Source organism: Pseudomonas sp. App30, assembly GCF_047947025.1.
GTDB lineage: Bacteria > Pseudomonadota > Gammaproteobacteria > Pseudomonadales > Pseudomonadaceae > Aquipseudomonas.
This window is the reverse complement of record NZ_CP133165.1, coordinates 3,477,800-3,497,928: the sequence shown is the minus strand read 5'-3', so window position 1 is coordinate 3,497,928 and position 20,129 is coordinate 3,477,800. Positions and strand designations below refer to the sequence as shown.

The 20,129-nt window shown below is 65.2% G+C and carries 17 protein-coding genes; 6 read left to right on the top strand and 11 right to left on the bottom strand.

The annotated features are described in order from the left end of the window. Positions 1–17: 17 nt before the first annotated feature. The 4 genes from RAM80_RS16345 (at position 18) to RAM80_RS16330 (ending at position 6,395) form a co-directional block, all read left to right on the top strand. A complete protein-coding gene (locus RAM80_RS16345) occupies positions 18–800 on the top strand; it encodes a MetQ/NlpA family ABC transporter substrate-binding protein (RefSeq protein ID WP_416421536.1) in 783 nt (260 codons plus the stop codon). A 389-nt stretch (positions 801–1,189) separates the two neighbouring features. Next, entirely contained in the window at positions 1,190–2,281 is a 1,092-nt protein-coding gene (locus RAM80_RS16340) for an efflux RND transporter periplasmic adaptor subunit (RefSeq protein ID WP_416421535.1), read from the top strand. Further along, positions 2,278–3,348, top strand: a complete 1,071-nt coding sequence (locus RAM80_RS16335; protein WP_416421534.1) for an efflux RND transporter periplasmic adaptor subunit — start codon at positions 2,278–2,280, stop codon at positions 3,346–3,348. Before RAM80_RS16340 ends, RAM80_RS16335 begins: the two co-directional genes overlap by 4 nt. Beyond that, on the top strand, positions 3,345–6,395 hold the full coding sequence (locus tag RAM80_RS16330) for an efflux RND transporter permease subunit (RefSeq protein WP_416421533.1): 3,051 nt from the start codon (positions 3,345–3,347) through the stop codon (positions 6,393–6,395). The genes RAM80_RS16335 and RAM80_RS16330 overlap by 4 nt, the downstream gene beginning before the upstream one ends. A 389-nt stretch (positions 6,396–6,784) precedes the next feature. On the opposite strand, the gene RAM80_RS16325 is transcribed toward RAM80_RS16330, so the two are convergent. From RAM80_RS16325 to RAM80_RS16280, 10 genes are all read right to left on the bottom strand, one after another. After that, a complete protein-coding gene (locus tag RAM80_RS16325) occupies positions 6,785–7,417 on the bottom strand; it encodes a class I SAM-dependent methyltransferase (RefSeq protein ID WP_416421532.1) in 633 nt (210 codons plus the stop codon). Between the two features lie 39 nt (positions 7,418–7,456). After that, complete coding sequence (locus RAM80_RS16320) at positions 7,457–8,101, bottom strand: methionine ABC transporter permease (protein WP_416421531.1); 645 nt, start codon at positions 8,099–8,101, stop codon at positions 7,457–7,459. Continuing rightward, entirely contained in the window at positions 8,091–9,209 is a 1,119-nt protein-coding gene (locus RAM80_RS16315) for a methionine ABC transporter ATP-binding protein (protein WP_416421530.1), read from the bottom strand. Before RAM80_RS16315 ends, RAM80_RS16320 begins: the two co-directional genes overlap by 11 nt. Positions 9,210–9,211: 2 nt before the next feature. Beyond that, positions 9,212–10,003: a MetQ/NlpA family ABC transporter substrate-binding protein gene (locus RAM80_RS16310; protein WP_416421529.1), complete on the bottom strand. Its 792-nt coding sequence runs from the start codon at positions 10,001–10,003 to the stop codon at positions 9,212–9,214. A 105-nt stretch (positions 10,004–10,108) separates the two neighbouring features. Next, complete coding sequence (locus RAM80_RS16305; RefSeq protein WP_416421528.1) at positions 10,109–11,470, bottom strand: LLM class flavin-dependent oxidoreductase; 1,362 nt, start codon at positions 11,468–11,470, stop codon at positions 10,109–10,111. Between the two features lie 102 nt (positions 11,471–11,572). After that, positions 11,573–12,280: a hypothetical protein gene (locus RAM80_RS16300; RefSeq protein WP_416421527.1), complete on the bottom strand. Its 708-nt coding sequence runs from the start codon at positions 12,278–12,280 to the stop codon at positions 11,573–11,575. 216 nt (positions 12,281–12,496) lie between these two features. Further along, positions 12,497–13,240 (bottom strand): L-cystine ABC transporter ATP-binding protein TcyN, encoded by a 744-nt coding sequence (gene tcyN, locus RAM80_RS16295; RefSeq protein ID WP_416427497.1) that lies wholly within the window; start codon positions 13,238–13,240, stop codon positions 12,497–12,499. Positions 13,241–13,244: 4 nt separating this feature from the next. Continuing rightward, positions 13,245–13,913, bottom strand: coding sequence for a cystine ABC transporter permease (tcyL, locus tag RAM80_RS16290; RefSeq protein ID WP_416421526.1), 669 nt, complete (start codon positions 13,911–13,913; stop codon positions 13,245–13,247). Then, positions 13,910–14,707, bottom strand: a complete 798-nt coding sequence (gene tcyJ / locus RAM80_RS16285) for a cystine ABC transporter substrate-binding protein (protein WP_416421525.1) — start codon at positions 14,705–14,707, stop codon at positions 13,910–13,912. Before tcyJ ends, tcyL begins: the two co-directional genes overlap by 4 nt. Positions 14,708–14,828: 121 nt before the next feature. Then, positions 14,829–15,827: a D-cysteine desulfhydrase gene (locus RAM80_RS16280; protein WP_416421524.1), complete on the bottom strand. Its 999-nt coding sequence runs from the start codon at positions 15,825–15,827 to the stop codon at positions 14,829–14,831. 245 nt (positions 15,828–16,072) lie between these two features. On the opposite strand from RAM80_RS16280, the gene epsC reads away from it, so the two are divergent. Both epsC and betT read left to right on the top strand, forming a co-directional pair. After that, on the top strand, positions 16,073–17,008 hold the full coding sequence (gene epsC / locus RAM80_RS16275) for a serine O-acetyltransferase EpsC (protein ID WP_416421523.1): 936 nt from the start codon (positions 16,073–16,075) through the stop codon (positions 17,006–17,008). A 256-nt stretch (positions 17,009–17,264) separates the two neighbouring features. Continuing rightward, positions 17,265–19,229 (top strand): choline transporter BetT, encoded by a 1,965-nt coding sequence (gene betT / locus RAM80_RS16270; protein WP_416427495.1) that lies wholly within the window; start codon positions 17,265–17,267, stop codon positions 19,227–19,229. A gap of 85 nt (positions 19,230–19,314) precedes the next feature. On the opposite strand, the gene RAM80_RS16265 is transcribed toward betT, so the two are convergent. After that, positions 19,315–20,043 (bottom strand): SDR family oxidoreductase, encoded by a 729-nt coding sequence (locus RAM80_RS16265; protein WP_416421522.1) that lies wholly within the window; start codon positions 20,041–20,043, stop codon positions 19,315–19,317. Between the last annotated feature and the right edge of the window lie 86 nt (positions 20,044–20,129).

The window sequence follows — 20,129 nt, the reverse complement described above, 5'->3', positions numbered from 1 at the left end:
TTGATCAAGGACATTGCATGAAAAAGGCTCTGCTGTTCACTGCCCTGGCCGCCGCCCTGACCATGGGTGTTGCCAACGCCAACGAGAAGCTGGTGGTCGCTGCTACCCCGGTCCCGCACGCTGAAATCCTAGAGCTGGTGAAACCGGTCCTGGCTAAAGAAGGCGTGGACCTGGAAATCAAGGTCTTCACCGACTACGTACAGCCCAACGTGCAGGTTGACCAGAAGCGCCTGGACGCCAACTACTTCCAGACCCTGCCGTACCTGAAGAACTTCAACGACGGCAAGGGCACCCACCTGGTGACCGTGGTCGGCGTGCACGTGGAACCCTTCGGCGGCTACTCGAAGAAGATCAAGTCGCTGTCCGAGCTGAAAGACGGCGCTACCGTTGCCATTCCGAACGAAGGCAGCAACAGCGGCCGCGCACTGATCCTGCTGCAGAAAGCCGGCCTGATCACCCTGAAAGATCCGAAGAACGCCCTGGCCACCCCGAAAGACATCGCCGAGAACCCCAAGCACCTGAAGTTCAAGGAACTGGAATCGGCCATGCTGCCACGCGCCCTGGACCAGGTTGACCTGGACATGATCAACACCAACTACGCGCTGGACGCCGGCCTGAACCCGGCCAAGGACGCCCTGGTGATCGAAGGCGCCGACTCGCCGTACGTGAACTACCTGGTTGCCCGCCCGGACAACAAGGACAGCGACGCCATCAAGAAACTGGCCGCTGCCCTGACCAGCCCGGAAGTGAAGGAATTCATCGCCAAGAAATACAACGGCGCGGTACTGCCGGCGTTCTGATCGCCAGCTGAGCTGCACTGCAAAAACGCCGACGGCTTACACAGCGTCGGCGTTTTTTATTGCCTGCGCCGTCACGCGGCGCCTGGGACGCGGCCTGCGGCCGCTGCTACGGGGATTATTGCGCGGCGCAGGGCCGCCAGCAGTTTGATCACGTCCTGGGGGTCGAGCTTTTTCACGGTGTTGTTATTCATTATTGGACTTCCTTGGCACGGGCAGAAAGTTTTCGAGTACGCCCGTGCGAAAAAGATCCCACCCGGGGTGAAAAATCCTCGAACAAGTTTTCAGCGGATGACCGCACGTACATGGCAGTTGTCCGCACGATGAACACTGAGCTACCCTCACGGCTCATAATGAATCTGAGCTAAAACAGCGCACGCAAAGGAGCCTGCATGGCTGCTCTTCGGTTGGGTTGGGTGTTGGGTGCTTGCCTTGCGGCAACCCTGGCCGGTTGTGGGCAGGGCAAGCCGGAGGAACCGCAGCGGCCCAGGGTGAAGGTGCAGACGGTGCAGAGCACCGACTTTGCCGCGCCCGTCAGTCTGACCGGCGACATCCAGGCGCGGGTGCAGACCCAGCTGTCGTTCCGCGTGGGCGGCAAGATCATCAAGCGCATGGTCGACGTCGGCGACCGCGTCAGCGCCCGCCAGGTGCTGGCCCAGCTCGACCCCAAGGACCTGCAGACCAACGTCGACTCGGCCAAGGCCGCGGTGTTCGCCGAGCAGGCGCGGGTCACCCAGACCCAGGCCGCCTTCGTGCGCCAGCAGAAACTGCTGCCCAAGGGCTACACCAGCCAGAGCGAATACGACTCCGCCCAGGCCGCGCTGCGCAGCAGCCAGAGCGCCCTGGCCGCCGCCAACGCGCAGCTGGCCAGCGCCCGCGAGCAGTTGAGCTACACCGACCTGATCGCCGAGGCGCCCGGCATCATCACCGCCCGCCAGGCCGAAGTCGGGCAGGTGGTGCAGGCTACCGTGCCGATCTTCAGCCTGGCCCGCGACGGCGAGCGCGACGCGGTGTTCAACGTCTATGAGTCGCTGTTCGTGCAGCCTGCCGGCGACCAGCAGGTGCCGGTCAGCCTGGTCGAAGACCCGAAGGTGAAGACCACCGGCAAGGTGCGCGAGGTGACGCCCGCGGTGTCGGCACAAACCGGCACCCTGCAGGTGAAAGTGGCGCTGGCCGGCCTGCCGCCGGGCATGAACCTGGGTTCGGTGGTCAGCGGCACCCTCAGCGGCCCGGCCAAACCCAGCATCGAGCTGCCCTGGTCGGCCCTGACCAAGGACGGCAGCGACCCGGCCGTGTGGCGGGTGGACGCGCAGAACAAGGTCAGCCTGAAGAAAGTCACCGTCGCCCGCTACCTCACCGGCAAGGTGGTGGTGGGCGACGGCCTGCAGGATGGCGACAAGATAGTGGTGGCCGGGGTGCAACTGCTGCACCCGGACATGCAGGTCGAAATCGCTGCCCAGGCCACTGTCGAGGAAAAGCCATGACCCGCGCATTGACCTCGCTGTGCCTGGGCCTGGCGCTGCTGGGCTGCTCGAAGAATGAACCGCCGCCCGAGCCGGTGCGCCCGGTGCTGTCGGTGCAGATCACGCCGCAGAACATGGAGCAGCTGGGGCGCTTCGCCGGCACCATCCAGGCGCGCTACGAAAGCACCCTGGGCTTCCGGGTGTCCGGGCGCATCGCCCGGCGCGCTGTGGACGTCGGTAGCGAAGTGAAGGCCGGCGACCTGCTGGCCACCCTCGACCCCACCGACCTGCAGAACCAGGTGCGTTCCACCCAGGGCGACCTGGCGCGGGTGCAGGCGCAGTGGATCAACGCCCAGGCCGACGCACGCCGCCAGCAGGAGCTGTTCGACCGTGGCGTGGGCGCCCAGGCGCAACTGGACGTGGCGCAGACCAACCTGAAAACCACCAAGGCGTCGCTGGACCAGGCCCAGGCCTCGGTCAGCCAGGCCAAGGACCAGCTCAACTACAGCGAACTGCGCACGGACCACGACGCCGTGGTCACCCACTGGAACGTCGAGGCTGGCCAGGTGGTCAGCGCCGGCCAGGAAGTGGTGACGTTGGCGAGGCCCGATATCAAGGAAGCGGTGATCGACCTGCCGTCGTCCCTGGCCGAACAGCTACCGCCCGGCGTGACCTTTACCGTCGCCGACCAGCTGGAGCCGAGCATCAGCACCACCGCCACCCTGCGCGAACTGGAACCCCAGGCCGACAGCGCCACGCGCACCCGCCGCGCGCGCCTGACCCTGGCCGACACGCCGCCGGCGTTCCGCCTGGGCACGGCCATTGGCGTGACCCTGAGCACCGCCATCGAACCCAAGGTGGAGCTGCCGCTCAGCGCTATCCAGGAGGCCGAGGGCCAGTCGCGCATCTGGGTCATCGACCTGCAGAACCACACCGTGGCGCCGCGGGCGGTGCACGTCATCAGCCGTGACCAGGACTCGGTCATTGTCAGCGCCGGGGTACAAGCCGGCGAGCGCGTGGTCAGCGCCGGCGTCAACAGTCTCAAACCGGGGCAGAAGGTCAAAGTGGACGAGGGCAGCAAGCAATGAAAGGAAGCTTCAACCTGTCCGACTGGGCGCTGAAACACCAGTCCTTCGTCTGGTACCTGATGTTCGTGGCGCTGCTGATGGGGGTGTTTTCCTACCTCAACCTGGGCCGTGAGGAAGACCCCAGTTTCACCATCAAGACCATGGTCATCCAGACCCGCTGGCCGGGCGCCACCCAGGACGAAACCCTGTTGCAGGTCACCGACCGCATCGAGAAGAAGCTCGAGGAGCTGGACTCCCTCGACTACGTGAAAAGCTACACCCGCCCCGGCGAATCCACCGTCTTCGTATACCTGCGCGACACCACCAGCGGCAAGGCCATCCCGCAGATCTGGTACCAGGTACGCAAGAAGATCGACGACATTCGCAGCAGTTTCCCCCAAGGCATCCAGGGGCCGGCGTTCAATGACGAGTTCGGCGACGTGTACGGCTCGATCTATGCCTTCACCGCCGACGGCCTGAGCATGCGCCAGCTGCGCGACTACGTGGAGCAGGCTCGCGCCGAGATCCGCCAGGTGCCGGGGCTGGGCAAGATCGAAATGATCGGCGCCCAGGACGAGGTGCTGTACCTGAACTTCTCCACCCGCAAGCTGGCGGCCCTGGGCATCGACCAGCGCCAGGTGGTGCAGGCGTTGCAGGCGCAGAACGCGGTGACACCGGCCGGGGTGATCGAGGCCGGGCCCGAGCGCATTTCCGTGCGCACCAGCGGCCAGTTCGCTTCCGAAAAGGACCTGGCGGCGGTCAACCTGCGGCTCAACGACCGCTTCTACCGCCTGGCCGACGTCGCCGACATCCAGCGCGGCTACAGCGACCCGCCCACGCCGATGTTCCGCTTCAACGGCCAGCCAGCCATCGGCCTGGCCATCGCCATGCGCGACGGCGGCAACATCCAGTCGTTCGGCAAGGCCCTGCACCAGCGCATCACCGAGATCACCGCCGATATGCCGGTGGGCGTGGGCATCCACAACGTCTCCGATCAGGCCCAGGTGGTGGAAGAGGCCGTGGGCGGCTTCACCAGCGCCCTGTTCGAGGCGGTGATCATCGTGCTGGTGGTGAGCTTCATCAGCCTGGGCGTGCGCGCCGGGCTGGTGGTGGCCTGCTCGATCCCGCTGGTGCTGGCCATGGTCTTCGTGTTCATGGAATACAGCGGCATCACCATGCAGCGTATCTCCCTGGGCGCGTTGATCATCGCCCTGGGCCTGCTGGTGGACGACGCCATGATTACCGTGGAAATGATGGTCACGCGCCTGGAAATGGGCGAGACCAAGGAGCAGGCGGCGACGTTCGCCTACACCTCCACGGCCTTCCCCATGCTCACCGGCACCCTGGTGACGGTGGCGGGCTTCGTGCCCATCGGCCTCAACGCCAGCTCGGCGGGGGAGTACACCTTCACCCTGTTCGCGGTCATCGCCGTGGCCATGCTGGTGTCCTGGGTGGTGGCGGTGCTGTTCGCGCCGGTGCTGGGCGTGCACATCCTCAGCACCAACGTGAAGCCGCACTCCAGCGAGCCGGGGCGCATTGGCCGGGTGTTCAACAGCGGCCTGCTGTGGGCCATGCGCCACCGCTGGCTGACCATCCTGATTACCGTGGGGCTGTTCCTGTTGTCGGTGTTCTGCATGCGCTTCGTGCAGAACCAGTTCTTCCCCTCGTCCGACCGGCCCGAGGTGTTGGTGGAGCTGAACCTGCCGCAGAACTCGTCGATCAACGAGACCCGCAAGGCGGTGGACAAGCTGGAGGCCAGCCTCAAGGACGACCCGGACATCGCCCGCTGGAGCACCTACATCGGCCAGGGCGCGATTCGTTTCTACCTGCCCCTGGACCAGCAATTGGAGAACCCGTACTACGCCCAGCTGGTGATCGTCAGCAAGGGCCTGGACGAGCGGGCGGCGCTGATGGACCGCCTGCGCAAGCGCCTGCGCGACGACTTCGTGGGCATTGGCAGCTACGTGCAGACCCTGGAAATGGGCCCGCCGGTAGGCCGGCCAATCCAGTACCGGGTCAGCGGCAAGGACATCGACCAGGTGCGCAAGCACGCCATCGACCTGGCCACGCTGCTGGACCAGAACCCGCACATCGGCCAGATCATTTATGACTGGAACGAACCGGGCAAGGTCCTGCGCATCGACATCAACCAGGACAAGGCACGGCAGCTGGGGCTGTCCTCGGAAGACGTGGCCAAGCTGATGAACACCATCGTCAGCGGCACCGCAGTGACCCAGGTCAACGACGACATCTACCTGATCAACGTGGTGGGGCGTGCCGAGAACGCCGAGCGTGGCTCGCCGGAAACCCTGCAGAACCTGCAGATCGTCACGCCCAACGGCGTGTCGATTCCGCTGCTGGCGTTCGCCACCGTGCGCTATGAACTGGAACAACCGCTGGTGTGGCGCCGCGACCGCCACCCTACCATCACCATCAAGGCCTCGGTGCGCGACCAGATCCAGCCCACCGACCTGGTCACCCAGCTCAAGCCCACCATCGACCAGTTCGCCAGCAGCCTGCCGGTGGGCTACAAAGTGGCCACCGGCGGTACCGTCGAAGAAAGCGGCAAGGCCCAGGGCCCCATTGCCCGCGTCGTGCCGCTGATGCTGTTCCTGATGGCGACCTTCCTGATGATCCAGCTGCACAGCGTGCAGAAGATGTTCCTGGTGGCCAGCGTCGCGCCCCTGGGGTTGATCGGCGTGGTGGTGGCGCTGGTGCCCACCGGCACGCCCATGGGCTTCGTGGCCATCCTCGGCATTCTGGCGCTGATCGGCATCATCATCCGCAACTCGGTGATCCTGGTGACCCAGATCGACATCTTCGAGAAGGACGGCTACACCCCGTGGGACGCCGTGGTGCAAGCCACCCAGCACCGCCGCCGGCCCATCCTGCTGACCGCCGCCGCCGCCAGCCTGGGCATGATCCCCATCGCCCGCGAAGTGTTCTGGGGCCCCATGGCCTACGCCATGATCGGCGGCATCATCAGCGCGACGCTGCTGACGCTGCTGTTCCTGCCGGCGCTTTATGTGGCTTGGTACAAGGTCAGGGAGCCGGAGAAGACGGCGTGATGTACCCGCAGCCTTCGACAGCGGCTATGGAGTAGACATAATTTGATACCTAGTCAGCCCAGTGTTGTTGTTGCGGTGGAGATGGCCTCCGATCAACATTGCGGCTGGTTACGAGACAGCAGAAAATTTATCGGCGGTGCTGCGCAGGCCTGTTTCAGCAGGACCATATGAAGGGAAATCGCAGATGCAAGGTTGTTTTGCTTCGGTGCAAAAGACTTATTTGCTAGGCCGTCCTTCCTCGTAGCCAGCCACGTACGATGTAGCCGCTGCCGTCAGGCTGCGCTGGCCGGCATTGCAAACTCTGATTCTTGGGTGTAGTCAGGGGCCAGCGCAGCCTTCGGCAGCGGCTACGGGACTTCGGCATTTGCCTGCACCTGTAGCAGCTGCCGTCAGGCGGCGTCCTTGCGCCACACGCTGGCCAGCCAGGGTTGCTGCTCACGCGGCAACCCTGTGGGGCGGTAATAGTGTTCAAGCTCCACGAAACCGGCCTCGGCCAGCACTCGCCGCCAATTCTCCAGATCGTGGTAGGCGCCATAGCGTGGGCCTTTCCAGCCTTCCTGGTTGTTGCCGCGGGGGTTGGAGCTGAACAGCACGCCGCCCGGCTTCAGCGTGGCGTGCAGTTGGCTTAGCACCCGTGGCAGTTCCTGGCTGGGGATGTGGAACAGCACGGCGTTGGCGAACACGCCGTCGAAGCGTTCGGCGGGCAGTTCCAGATCGAGGAAGTTCTGCTGCCACACCTCGCAGCCGCTGTCGGCACGGGCCATTTCGGCGAAACGCTCGCTGCCGTCCAGGCCGGTGGCGATATGGCCCAGGCGGGTGAAGGTGCGCAGGTCGCGGCCCGGGCCGCAGCCGAAATCGAGGATCTGCGCCGGCGCCGGCACCTGCAGGTGGCGCAGCAGGGCGTCGATGTTCTGGCTGACGTCGTGGTCGCGGGTGCCTTCGCGGAAGCTCTCGGCGGTCTGGTTGTAGTTGCCCAGGGTGGTCTGGGTGATCTGTTGCAGAGCCTGGGGGTCGAGTTTCATCGCGGTCGCCAACAAAAAGGTGATGACCACGATGATACCTCAGCGCTTGTTCAAGACCTTCGCCAGCCGATCACCGCCAAACTGGATGAACGCCACCAGCACTACCAGCAGCACGATCACCGTGAGCATGATCTGCGAGTCGAAGCGCTGGTAGCCGTAGCGGTAGGCAATGTCGCCCAGGCCGCCAGCACCGATGGCGCCGGCCATGGCCGAGGAGTTGATCATGGTCACCAGGGTAATGGTGAAGCCGCCGACGATGCCCGGCCGCGCCTCGGGCAGCAGCACGTGCCAGATGATGTGCCAGCGCCGGCAGCCCATGGCCTGGGCCGCTTCGATCAGGCCATGGTCGACCTCGCGCAGGCTGACTTCGGCGATGCGTGCGAAGAACGGCGTAGCAGCGATGGTCAGCGGCACCACGGCGGCCCACACGCCGTAGGTGGTGCCGACGATCAGGCGGGTGAAGGGAATCAGCGCCACCATCAGGATCAGGAACGGCACCGAGCGGAACAGGTTGACGAAGGCGCCCAGCACGCGGTTCACGGCGGGCGCTTCATAAATGCCGCCCTTGCTGCTGGTGACCAGCACCACCGCCAGCGGAATGCCCAGCACCAGGGCGATGAACGAAGACACGCCGACCATCAGCAGCGTGTCGAGAATCCCTTGCAGCAGCCGTTCAGCCCACATAGCCCAGCACCTCCACGCGGTCGGCCCACAAGGCCGCGCGCTCGATCAGTTGTTCACGGGCCAGCGGCGAGTGCGCCACGGCAATCACCAGCTGCCCCAGGGCGCGACCCTGGATGCGTTCTACGCCGCCTTGCAGCAGGCTGACGCGGCCGCCCAGGCTGTGGAACAGCGCCGACAGGTCGGGCTCTTCGCCGTCGCTGCCGTTCAGGCGCAGGCCCAGCACCAGTGCCGCGGCGGCAGAGCCGGGTTGTTCCCGGATGCGCGCCTGCAGTTCGGCGGGTAGCCCGTGTTGCAGCGGCGCCAACAGGGTCTTGCTGACGGCATGCTGCGGGTCGCCGAACACCTGCCACACTGGGCCTTGCTCCACCACCTGGCCTTGCTCCAGCACCACCACGCGGTCGCAGATGTCGCGGATCACCGCCATCTCATGGGTGATCAGGATGATCGTCAGGCCCAGGCGCTGGTTGATGTCGCGCAGCAGCGCCAGGATCGATTCGGTGGTCTCCGGGTCCAGCGCCGAGGTAGCCTCGTCGCACAGCAGGATGGCCGGGTCATGCACCAGCGCGCGGGCGATGCCCACCCGCTGCTTCTGCCCGCCCGACAGCTGCGCCGGATACACGTGGTGCTTGTCGGCCAGGCCCACCAGGTCCAGCAGTTCGGTGACCTTGCGGTGACGCTCGGCCTGGCTCATGCCGGCTACTTTCAGCGGCAGTTCGACGTTCTGCCACACGGTCTTGGCCGACATCAGGTTGAAGTGCTGGAAGATCATGCCAATGCGCCGACGCAGCTGCACCAGGCGGTCTTCGTCGAATTCCCCTATATCCACCTGGTCGATCAGCACGCGACCGACGCTGGGTTGCTCCAGGCGGTTGATGGTGCGGATCAGCGACGACTTGCCGGCGCCGCTGCGGCCGATGATGCCGAAGATTTCGCCACGCTGGATGTTCAGGTCAATGCTTTGCAGGGCCTGCACCGGACCGTGCTGGCCTTGGTAGGTCTTGCCCAGGCCGATGAAGCGCACATGGGCGTTGGCCAGCTCCGGGTGCAGCTGGGTGCGCTCGGCGCTGGCCGGCGGGTGGGTTGCAGTCAGGCGCTGGGCGCTGCTCATGGTCAGCCTCCCCAGCCGGTCTGGTACAGCTTGCCGTAGGTCTTGTCCAAGGCCGCGCGGACCACCGGCGAGTGCTGGTAGATATCGACGAACTTGGCCAGGCGCGGGTCGGCCTTTTCCTTGGGCTGGATCACGAACTGGATCACGTATTCAGGGTGGTCGACGCCGTCGAACAGCAGCGCCGACTCGGCGTCGAAGGTCTTGGCCAGGCGGATGTAGGCCGGGTAGCCCTGCACCAGGTCAGCGTCATCGTAGGCGCGCACCAGCTGCACGGCTTCCACCTGCAGGATCTTCAGGTGCTTGGGGTTGGCGGTGATGTCGTCCTCGGTGGCCTTGTAGCCCACGCCGTCCTTGAGGCTGATGAGCTTGGCCTTGGCCAGCAGCTGCAGGCCGCGGCCGCTGTTGATCGGGTCGTTGGCGATGGCCACGGTGGCGCCGTCGGGCAGCTGGTCAAGGCTCTTGTACTTCTTCGAGTACAGGCCGACGTTGTTGATGATGCCGGGAGCGTAGGGCACTAGGTCGAAGCCGGCAGCGGCCTTGGCGTTTTCCAGGAACGGGATGTGCTGGAAGTAGTTCACGTCGATATCGCCGGCCGCCAGGCTGACGTTGGGCGCGATCCAGTCGGTGAACTCCACCAGTTGCACCTTCAGGCCTTGCTTGTCGGCCTCGGCCACGGCGGCCTCCAGCGGGATGGCGAAGGCGGCGGTGGTGCCGATTTTCAGCGGCGCGTCGGCAGCATGGGCAAGCCCCGTGGCCAGGCCGAGCGCGAGCAGCAGGGTGGTGAGTTTTTTCATGTCAGTTCTTCCGGAATTCATCTGGATTCTGTGGGAGCTGGCTTGCCAGCGAGCTTTTGGCGGCCTCAAAAGCTCGCTGGCAAGCCAGCTCCCACAGGTACGTAGTCAGGCAGCAGGGTGTTTGAATTCGCTGGCGATGTGGTTGTGGGGCAGGCGCGGGCCGTGCTCGAAGAGTTTTTCGCGCAGGGTGCCGTCGCCGTACGCGGTCTTGTAGCGCCCGCGTTGCTGCAGTTCCGGCACCACCAGGTCGATGAAGTCCACGTAGCTTTCCGGGGTGACCGTGCGCGCCAGGTTGAACCCGTCCAGGCCGGTCTCGTCGATCCAGGCAATCAGCTGGTCCGCCACCTGCTGGGGTGAACCGACCAGGGTGATGTAGCGGCCGCCCAGGGCGTGCTGGTCCAGCAGCTTGCGGCGGGTCCAGTCGTTGTTCTGCAGGTTCTTGGTGGCCGACTGGATGGCGTTGCTTTTCACGTACTGGATCGGCTCGTCGAGTGCGTACTGGGCGAAATCGATACCGGTGGAGCTGGCGAAATGCGCCACGCCGGCCTCGGCGCTGGCGTATTGCAGGTATTCGGCGTGCTTGGCGTGGGCGGCTTCCTCGGTGGCAGCGACAATCACTGTCAGGCCCATGAACACCTTGATGTCCTCGGCGCGGCGGCCGGCCGCAGCGGCGCTGGCGCGTACCTTGTCCACCTGGGCGCGGGTAGCCGCCTTGGTCTGGCCGCTGATGAACACACACTCGGCGTGGCGGCCGGCGAACAGCAGGCCGCGGTCCGAGGCGCCGGCCTGGAACAGCACCGGCGTGCGCTGTGGCGATGGCTCGCACAGGTGGTAGCCGTCAACCTGGTAGAACTCGCCCTGGTGCCGCACCTTGTGCACCTTGCTTGGCTCGGCGTAAACCCGGCGTGCCGGGTCGTTGACCACGGCGTCGTCCTCCCAGCTGCCTTCCCACAGCTTGTACAGCACCTGCAGGTATTCGTCGGCCTGGTCGTAGCGGCGGTCGTGCTCGGCCTGCTCGCTGAGGCCCATGGCCTTGGCGGCGCTGTCCAGGTAGCCGGTGACGATGTTCCAGCCCACGCGGCCACGGCTCAGGTGGTCGAGCGTGGACATGCGCCGGGCGAACAGGTAGGGCGGCTCGTAGGTGAGGTTGGCGGTCAGGCCGAAGCCCAGGTGCCGGGTGACGGCGGCCATGGCCGACACCAGCAGCAGCGGGTCGTTGACCGGCAGCTGGATGGCCTCGCGCAGCGGCACCTCGACGCTGTGTTGGTACACGTCATACACGCCGACGATGTCGGCGATGAACAGCCCGTCGAACAGGCCGCGTTCCAGCGTCTTCGCCAGCTCGGTCCAGTATTCGATTGTCTTGTACTGGCTGGAGGTGTCGCGCGGGTGTGTCCACAGGCCGTGGTTGATGTGCCCTATGCAGTTCATGTTGAAGGCGTTGAGCAGGATCTTTTTACCGGTCACCAGATAGTCCTCGGCGGAATAGCGCCGCGTTGTCGCGGCGGAAAATGCGCAGGTCCGGTGGTCCGGTTCATATACCCTAATCGTGTATAAAGTTTAAATATACTAACCTTTAGGAATATCAATAGAAGTGGCGTCGCGGTACACCCGCACTTGCCGGGCAGGGGCCCAGCCAGACGGGTTGCCGACCCGGTCGAGGATGCAATAGGTGGCTTCCAGGTGGTCGTCCTGGCCGGCTTCGCGGATGACCTTCTTGGGGATGCGGCCGCTCACCGGCAGCCCCACCTGGCTTGGCAGCAGGGGCGGCAGGTCCAGGCGCAGGTCGCCCCAGCGCAGGGTCAGGCAATCCAGCGCAGCCATGTGCTGCCAGGGCTCGACACTGAACGGCACGCCGCGCTTGAGGGTGTTCAGGCAGACTGCCTCGGGCAGTTCCAGCGGGGCGAGGAACTGGTTTTCCTCGGCGCCGTGCAACGGGTTGCCCGGGCACTGCAGTTTCACGCTGAAGGCCAGCGCCGGTGAGCGTTGCGCCTGATACCCCACGCGCAGCACCCGGTAATACAGGTGCGCCTCGCCGTTCAGGGCGAAGCTGGCCGGGATCGGCAGTTGCATGGTGCGGCCGGGCTCGCCGGGCTGCACGACGTGGGCGGTGACGAAGCAGCTGTTCCAGAACAGCTCCAGCAGGTCGCCCTGGTCCATGTGTTCCCAGGGTTCGATGGCGGCGCACAGGTGGCGGCTGGCATGCAGGCCGAGGCCGTGGTTGGCCAGCAGCGGCAGGGCAGGGGGCAAGAGTTCAGATCCGTTGAACAGGCGCATGGCGATTCTCCTTGAAGGCCGGCGTCCTTCATAGGTGCTCGCTAGGGTGGGGTCAAGATGGGGGGATTGCCGTTGGTTGCGTTCAGACGGTTCCTACAGGCAGTACCCCAAACGCGTAGCCGCTGCCGTAGGCTGCGCTGGCCCTCGCGTTCACCGGAGATCTTCAGTGAGGCAAAGGGCCAGCGCAGCCTGCGGCAGCGGCTACGGGGGTAGCGTTTACCCGGCCAGGAACTTGCTCAGGAACTGCTTGGTGCGTTCTTCGCGAGGGTTGGCGAACAACGCTTTCGCCTCGCCCTGTTCCACGATCACGCCCTTGTCGAAGAACACCACACGGTTGGCCACGTCACGGGCGAATGCCATTTCGTGGGTGACGATGATCATCGTGCGCTTTTCTTCGGCCAGGCTGCGAATGGTCGCCAGCACTTCGCCCACCAGCTCCGGGTCCAGCGCCGAGGTGGGTTCGTCGAACAGAATCACCTCCGGCTCCATGGCCAGTGCGCGGGCGATGGCCACCCGTTGCTGCTGGCCACCGGACAGCCGGCGCGGGTAGGCGTCTTCCTTGCCGGCCAGGCCAACCTTGGCCAACAGCTTGCGGCCCAGGGCCTCGGCCTGGGCGCGCGGGGTCTTCTTGACCACCACCGGGCCTTCAATCACGTTTTCCAGCGCGGTGCGGTGCGGGAACAGGTTGAAGTTCTGGAACACGAAGCCCACCTGCTGGCGCAGGCGCCGAATCAGCCCTTGCTGCTGGGCGATGCGGCTGCCGTCGATCTCGATGTCACCCATACGGATCCGTCCGCTGTCCGGGGTTTCCAGCAGGTTCAGGCAGCGCAGGAAGGTTGTCTTGCCCGAGCCGCTGGGGCCGATGATGGCCACCACCTCACCGGCATCCACCTGCAGGTCGATGCCCTTGAGCACGGCGTTGCCGTTGAAATGCTTGGTCAGTTTTTCCACCACGATCATGGCGTCAGGCCTCCTGGTCATGGCGGTTCACCCGCGCTTCGAGACGGTTCTGCAGCGCCGACAGTGCGCTGGCCAGTACCCAGTAGATCAGCGCGGCGGCCAGGTACATGGTGAACACTTCGAACGTACGCGCGGTGATCAGTTGCGCCTGGCGGAACAACTCGGGCACCTGGATGGTCGCGGCCAACGCCGTGTCCTTCACCAGCGAGATGAAGCTGTTGCCCAGCGGCGGCAGGGCGGTGCGCGCGGCTTGCGGCAGGATCGCCCGGCGCAGGGTCTGGCCACGGGTCATGCCGATGCTGGCAGCCGCTTCCCACTGGCCCCGGTCCACGGAACTGATGGCCGCGCGCAGGATTTCACAGACGTAGGCCGCCATGTTCAGCGAGAAGCCGATCATGGCGGCCGGCAGCGGGTCCAGCTCGATGCCAACCTGCGGCAGGCCGTAATAGATCACGAACAGTTGCACCAGCAGCGGCGTGCCGCGGAAGAACGACACGTACACCCGCGAAACGCCGCGCGCCAGCATGAAGCGCGACAAGCGCATCAGCGCCAGGCCGAAGCCCAGCAGCAAACCGAAAAACATGCCCCCAAGGCTCAGGAGCACCGTGAATTCGGCGCCCTTGAGCAGGAAAGGCGCTGAATCCAGCGCCAGTTTCAGACTTTCTTCAATCATTTGGTCACGTCAGCGTTGAAGTACTTCTGCGACAGCTTGGCCAGGGTGCCGTCCGCGCGCAGTTTGTCGATGGCCTTGTTGATGGCGGCCAGCAGCTCAGGCTCGCCCTTGCGCAGGGTCACGCCGGCTTCCTGGCGGGAGAACGCCGGGCCGGAGACGGCCAGGGTGTCGTTGGTCTTGCTGATCAGCTCGAAGGCGGCCAGGCGGTCGACCAGGATGGCGTCGATACGGCCAACGCGCAGGTCCTGGTACTTGGTGGGGTCATCGTCGTAGGTCTTGATGATCGCGCCCGGCACGTTGTCCTTCAGCCATTGCTCGTAGTTGGTGCCCAGGCCCACGCCGACCTTCTTGCCGTTCAGGTCGTTGGCCGAGGCGATCTTGCCGGCGTCTTTCTTCTGGGTCAGGGCCTGGATGCCGGACACGGTGTAGGGCTCGGAGAAGTCGTACTTCTTCTTGCGCTCTTCGGAGATGGTCACCTGGTTGATGGCCACGTCCAGGCGCTTGGATTCCAGCGCTGCAAGAATGCCGTCCCACTTGGTCGGCTGCAGCTTGGCGGTCACGCCCAGCTCCTTGGCCAGGGCCTGGGCGAACTCCACTTCGAAGCCGGTGAGCTTGCCGTTTTCGTCGACATAGCTGAACGGTGGGTAGGTGCCTTCCAGGCCGACGCTGATGCTGCCCTTGTCCTGGATGGATTTCAGCTCGTCACCGGCCACGGCCTGGCCGATCAAAGCGGAACCCATGACCAGGCCCATGCTGGCAATGAGGAGATTGCGACGCAACGAAGAGAAAGTCATGTGATGCCCCATATGTTGTTGTGAGGGAAGGCACGCATCCTTGCGTTGGTGGCTGATTATCGCCGCCTGTCGTTATGGCTGAAAATAATAAAAAATTCAGCTTTCTTCTGTTCCAGCTATATCAGTTCGACCAGATGCCGGGGTAGGCGAACAGCGCCGGGGCGCCGCCGGTGTGCAGGAAAATCACCGGGCCGGCGTCCAGGCGCTGGCGGCCGATGCCGTCCAGCAGGCCGGCCATGGCCTTGCCGGTGTACACCGGGTCCAGCAGCAGGCCTTCCTGGTTGGCGACCAGCTTGATGGCCGACAACGTGCCGGCGTTAGGTTCACCATAGCGCGGGCCGAAGAATTCATCCCACAGGGTGACCTTGAAGTTGTCCGGCAGCGGCACGCCCAGCAGCTCGGCAGTGCGTTCGGCCAGGCCCTGCACCTTGGGGCGCTGGGCTTCGTCGGTGCGCGACACGGTGACGCCGATTACCGGCAGTTGCGGCAGCGACTCGCCCAGGCCCAGGGCCAGGCCGCTGTGGGTGCCGGCGCTGCCCGAGGCCAGCACCACGGCGGCAAAGTCCAGGCCGGTGGCCTTGATCTGCTCGGCCAGTTCCAGGCCGGCGCGCACGTAGCCCAGGGCGCCCAGGGCGTTGGAGCCGCCGATCGGCACCAGATACGGCTTGCGGCCGCTGTCGGCCAGGCGGCGGGCCAGGGCTTGCAGCTGCTCGTCGGCGTTGTCGAGGTTTTCCACCAGCTCGACCTTGGCATCGAACAGGTCCAGCAGCAGGCGGTTGCCGTTGCCCAGGTAGTTGCTGTCGTCGGTGGCGATGGGGTTTTCCAGCAGCGCCACGCAGCCCAGGCCCAGCTTGGCGGCGATGGCCGCGGTCTGGCGCACGTGGTTGGACTGGATGGCGCCGGCGGTGATCAGGGTGTCGCAGCCTTGGGCCAGGGCGTCGGCGGCCAGGTATTCAAGCTTGCGCAGCTTGTTGCCGCCCATGGCCAGCGGGGTCAGGTCGTCACGTTTCACGTAGATATCGCGGCCGACCCACTGTGACAGTCGCTCGAGTTTTTCCAGTGCAGTGGGGGCACCCAGGAGGTCGAGGCGTGGGAAGCGGGCAAGCGATTGCGTGATCATGGGGAATCCGGTGTTGGGGGAAACAGGACTATAGGCAGGCACAGATTGGGGGGCAACCCCACATCCCTGTGGGAGCTGGCTTGCCAGCGAGCTTTTTAGCGGGCCCGAACAGCTCGCTGGCAAGCCAGCTCCCATAAAGCTTATGTTCATAACCTCACCGCCCATCAGAATCCGTTCTTTTTGCGGTGCGACAATCTACCGTACAGTGGGCGCCGAACAGGCGGCCATATCAGGAGTACCCCATCGTGAGCGACAAACCCCAAGCGGCGAACGGCCATTGGCAGTTGCAGTCCATCGTCGGCCAGTTGCGCGGTGCGCGTGAGCAGTGGCGCCGTGAAAACGGGCGCAGCAGTGGCGAGCAGGGGGGCCGGCAGCTGCCGTCGCGCGAAGCGGTGCGCTGCATTCTTGAACAGCTGTGCGGCGCGCTGTTCCCCATGCGCCTGGGGCCGGTGGACCTGCGCGAGGAAAGCGAGGACTTCTACGTCGGCCACACCCTGGACGCCGCGCTCAACGCGCTGCTGGCCCAGGCCCGGCTGGAGCTGCGCTATGCCGCGCGCCACCAGCAACAGCAGGAAGACGTGGACGCCCATGCGCTGCAGCTGATCCAGGGCTTCGCCGCGGCGCTGCCCGGGCTGCGCATCTTGCTGGACACCGACGTGCTGGCCGCCTACCACGGCGACCCGGCGGCGCGCAGCGTGGACGAGGTGCTGCTGTGCTACCCCGGCATCCTCGCCATCATCCACCACCGCCTGGCGCACCACCTGTACCGCGCTGGCCTGCCGTTGCTGGCGCGCATCAGCTCGGAGCTGGCGCACTCGGCTACCGGCATCGATATTCACCCCGGCGCGCAGATCGGCCCCAGCTTCTTCATCGACCATGGCACCGGCGTAGTAATCGGCGAGACGGCGATCATCGGCGAGCGCGTGCGCATCTACCAGGCCGTGACCCTGGGCGCCAAGCGCTTCCCGGCGGACGAGTCGGGGCAGCTGCAGAAAGGCCACCCGCGCCACCCGATCGTCGAGGACGACGTGGTGATCTATGCCGGGGCCACCATCCTGGGGCGCATCACCATCGGCAAGGGCTCGACCATTGGCGGCAACGTCTGGCTGACCCGCAACGTGGCGCCGGGCAGCAACCTGACGCAGGCGAATCTGCAGCACGATGACGGGACGCAGAAGTAACCGTGGGAGCTGGCTTGCCAGCGAGCTGTTTAGGCCCGCAAAGCTCGCTGGCAAGCCAGCTCCCACAGGGCCCGGTTTGGAGGGCGGGGCGGTTGTGTGGTTAAATTGAACGGTTGTTCAATTTAAAAGATGTTCGCGATTCGCGTTCTACAGGAGGTCATCCCTTGCTGAAAACGCTCTATTCAGCTGCTTTCCCGCCTTTCGAGGTGCACTGCCAATGAGTGCCTCGTCTTCTCCCGCCAGCGGCAACGTCCGCATGAACCCCCCGGTGTTCTACTTCGCCGCCAGCTTCATCCTGCTGTTCGGCATCGTCGTCATCGCCTTCCCGCAACAAGCCGGGGCCTGGCTCACCGCCGCGCAAACCTGGGCCGCCAACACCGTTGGCTGGTATTACATGCTGGCCATGACCCTGTATCTGGTCTTCGTGGTGGTCACCGCCTTGTCTGGCTACGGCAAGATCAAGCTCGGTGCCGACCACGACGAGCCCGAGTTCAGTTACCTGTCATGGGCCGGCATGCTGTTCGCCGCAGGCATCAGCATCACCCTGTTTTTCTTCTGCGTCTCCGAACCCCTGACCCACATGCTCACCCCGCCGCAAGGCGAGGGCGGCACCCAGGCGGCCGCGCGCCAGGCCATGCAGCTGCTGTTCCTGCACTGGGGCCTGCACGGCTGGGGCGTGTTCGCGTTCGTGGGCATGGCCCTGGCGTACTTCGCCTACCGGCATAACCTGCCGCTGGCGCTGCGCTCGGCGCTGTACCCGCTGATCGGCAAGCGCATCAACGGGCCCATCGGCTACGCAGTGGACGGCTTCGGCATCATTGCCACGGTGTTCGGCCTGGGCGCCGACATGGGCTTTGGCGTGCTGCACCTCAATTCCGGCCTGGATATTCTGTTCGGCGTGCCGCACACCCAGTGGGTGCAGGTGATCCTGATCACGCTGATGATGGGCGCGGCGATCATCGTTGCCGTCTCCGGCGTGGACAAGGGCGTGCGGGTGATGTCCGACATCAACATGCTGCTGGCCGTCGCGCTGTTGCTGTTCGTGCTGTTCGCCGGGCCCACCCAGCACCTGCTGACCACGCTGATCCAGAACGTCGGCGACTACCTGGGCGCGCTGCCGTCGAAGAGTTTCGACGTGTACGCCTACGACAAGCCCAGCGACTGGCTGGGCAACTGGACGGTGTTCTACTGGGCCTGGTGGATCGCGTGGGCGCCGTTCGTGGGGCTGTTCATCGCGCGCATTTCCCGTGGCCGCACCATTCGCGAATTCGTCTTCGGCGTGCTGCTGATTCCGCTTGGCTTCACCCTGGCGTGGATGTCGATCTTCGGCAACAGCGCCATCGACATGGTGCTCAACCACGGCATGACGGCCCTCGGCCAGTCGGCCCTGGCAGACCCGGCCAAGACCCTGTACCTGCTGCTGGAAACCTACCCCTGGAGCCGCACGGTGATTGCCGTGACGGTGTTCATCAGCTTCGTGTTCTTCGTCACCTCGGCGGACTCGGGCACTGTGGTGCTGTCGACCTTGTCGGCCCGTGGCGGCAACGCCGATGAAGATGGGCCCAAGTGGCTGCGCGTGTTCTGGGGCGTGATGACTGCGGTCATCACCAGCGGGCTGTTGTTCGCCGGCAGCATCGACTCGCTGAAGTCGGCGGTGGTGCTGACCTCGCTGCCGTTCTCGCTGATTCTGCTGGCGATGATGTGGGGCCTGCACAAGGCGTTCTACCTGGAGTCCCAGCGCAAGATCGCGCAGATGTACTCCCTGGCGCCGGTGGCCACCAACGCCCGCCGCGGCCGTGGCGGCTGGCGCCAGCGCCTGAGCCAGGCCGTGCACTTCCCCTCGCGCGACGAGGTGTACCGCTTCATGGACACCCTGGTGCGCCCGGCCATCGAGGAAGTCTCGGCGGTGTTCACCGAGAAAGGCCTGAAGGTGGTGACCCAGGAAGACCTCAGCCACGACCAGGTCAGCCTGGAAATCGGCCACGGCGAGGAGCGCCCGTTCATCTACCAAGTGCAGATGCGCGGCTACTTCACGCCGTCGTTCGCCCGTGGCGGCATGGGCACCAAGGAGCTGAAGAACCGTCGTTACTACCGCGCCGAGGTCCACTTGGCCGAGGGTAGCCAGGACTACGACCTGGTGGGCTACACCCGTGAGCAGGTCATCAACGACATCCTCGACCAGTACGAGCGGCATATGCAGTTCCTGCACATGGTCCGCTAACCCCCGTAGCAGCGGCCGCAGGCCGCGTCACAGCCTATGCGGTTGTGTGCATGACGCAGCCTTCGGCAGCTGCTACGAGGGTGAGTTAGACAATGCCGCCGTTGGCGCGCAGGGTCTGGCCGTTGACCCAGCCGCTGTCGGGCCCTGCCAGGAACGCCACCACGCCGGCGATATCCTCCGGCTGCCCCAGGCGCTCCAGCGGCGGCAGCTTGGCGAAGTGCTGGATCTGCTCTTCGCTTTTCCCCGTCAGGAACAACTCGGTGGCCACCGGCCCCGGCGCCACGGCGTTGACGGTGATTCGGCGCCCGCGCAGCTCTTTTGCAAAGACATGGGTCATGGCTTCCACCGCCGCCTTGCTGGCGTTGTAGATGGCGTAGCCAGGCAGTTTCAGGCCCAGCGCCGAACTTGAGAAGTTGATCACCCGCCCGCCGTCGTTCAGGTGCGTGGCGGCTTCGCGCAGGGCGTTGAAGGTGCCGCGGGTGTTGATGGCGAAGATCTGCTCGTACAGCTCGTCCGAGGTCTCGGCGATCGGGGTGGGTTTCATGATGCCGGCGTTGTTCACCAGCACGTCGACCTTGCCCAGTTGCTGCTCGGTGGTGTCGAACAGCTGGCGCATGTCACTGCTGCTGGCCACGTCGGCCTTCACCGCAATGGCGCGGCCGCCGGCTGCCTTGATCTGGCTGACCAGGGCTTCGGCCTCGGCGGCGCTGCTGGCGTAGTTGACGGCCACGGCAAAGCCGTCCTGGGCCAGGCGTTGGGCGATCACGGCGCCGATGCCGCGGGAGGCGCCGGTGACGATGGCTGTTTTGCTCATGGGGGATGTCCTGTGTCGGGTAGGGGTGGAGCAGAGATTCACATGTTTACCCAGCCCGATAAATGCGCCAGAGTTGCCTTGACTGT

Excerpts from the sequence above, each read along its gene's own strand:
- RAM80_RS16345 (WP_416421536.1), top strand. The coding sequence starts at position 18 with ATGAAAAAGGCTCTGCTGTTCACTGCCCTGGCCGCCGCCCTGACCATG.
- RAM80_RS16340 (WP_416421535.1), top strand. The coding sequence starts at position 1,190 with ATGGCTGCTCTTCGGTTGGGTTGGGTGTTGGGTGCTTGCCTTGCGGCA.
- RAM80_RS16335 (WP_416421534.1), top strand. The coding sequence starts at position 2,278 with ATGACCCGCGCATTGACCTCGCTGTGCCTGGGCCTGGCGCTGCTGGGC.
- RAM80_RS16330 (WP_416421533.1), top strand. The coding sequence starts at position 3,345 with ATGAAAGGAAGCTTCAACCTGTCCGACTGGGCGCTGAAACACCAGTCC.
- RAM80_RS16325 (WP_416421532.1), bottom strand. The coding sequence starts at position 7,417 with ATGAAACTCGACCCCCAGGCTCTGCAACAGATCACCCAGACCACCCTG.
- RAM80_RS16320 (WP_416421531.1), bottom strand. The coding sequence starts at position 8,101 with ATGTGGGCTGAACGGCTGCTGCAAGGGATTCTCGACACGCTGCTGATG.
- RAM80_RS16315 (WP_416421530.1), bottom strand. The coding sequence starts at position 9,209 with ATGAGCAGCGCCCAGCGCCTGACTGCAACCCACCCGCCGGCCAGCGCC.
- RAM80_RS16310 (WP_416421529.1), bottom strand. The coding sequence starts at position 10,003 with ATGAAAAAACTCACCACCCTGCTGCTCGCGCTCGGCCTGGCCACGGGG.
- RAM80_RS16300 (WP_416421527.1), bottom strand. The coding sequence starts at position 12,280 with ATGCGCCTGTTCAACGGATCTGAACTCTTGCCCCCTGCCCTGCCGCTG.
- tcyN (WP_416427497.1), bottom strand. The coding sequence starts at position 13,240 with ATGATCGTGGTGGAAAAACTGACCAAGCATTTCAACGGCAACGCCGTG.
- tcyL (WP_416421526.1), bottom strand. The coding sequence starts at position 13,913 with ATGATTGAAGAAAGTCTGAAACTGGCGCTGGATTCAGCGCCTTTCCTG.
- tcyJ (WP_416421525.1), bottom strand. The coding sequence starts at position 14,707 with ATGACTTTCTCTTCGTTGCGTCGCAATCTCCTCATTGCCAGCATGGGC.
- RAM80_RS16280 (WP_416421524.1), bottom strand. The coding sequence starts at position 15,827 with ATGATCACGCAATCGCTTGCCCGCTTCCCACGCCTCGACCTCCTGGGT.
- betT (WP_416427495.1), top strand. The coding sequence starts at position 17,265 with ATGAACCCCCCGGTGTTCTACTTCGCCGCCAGCTTCATCCTGCTGTTC.
- RAM80_RS16265 (WP_416421522.1), bottom strand. The coding sequence starts at position 20,043 with ATGAGCAAAACAGCCATCGTCACCGGCGCCTCCCGCGGCATCGGCGCC.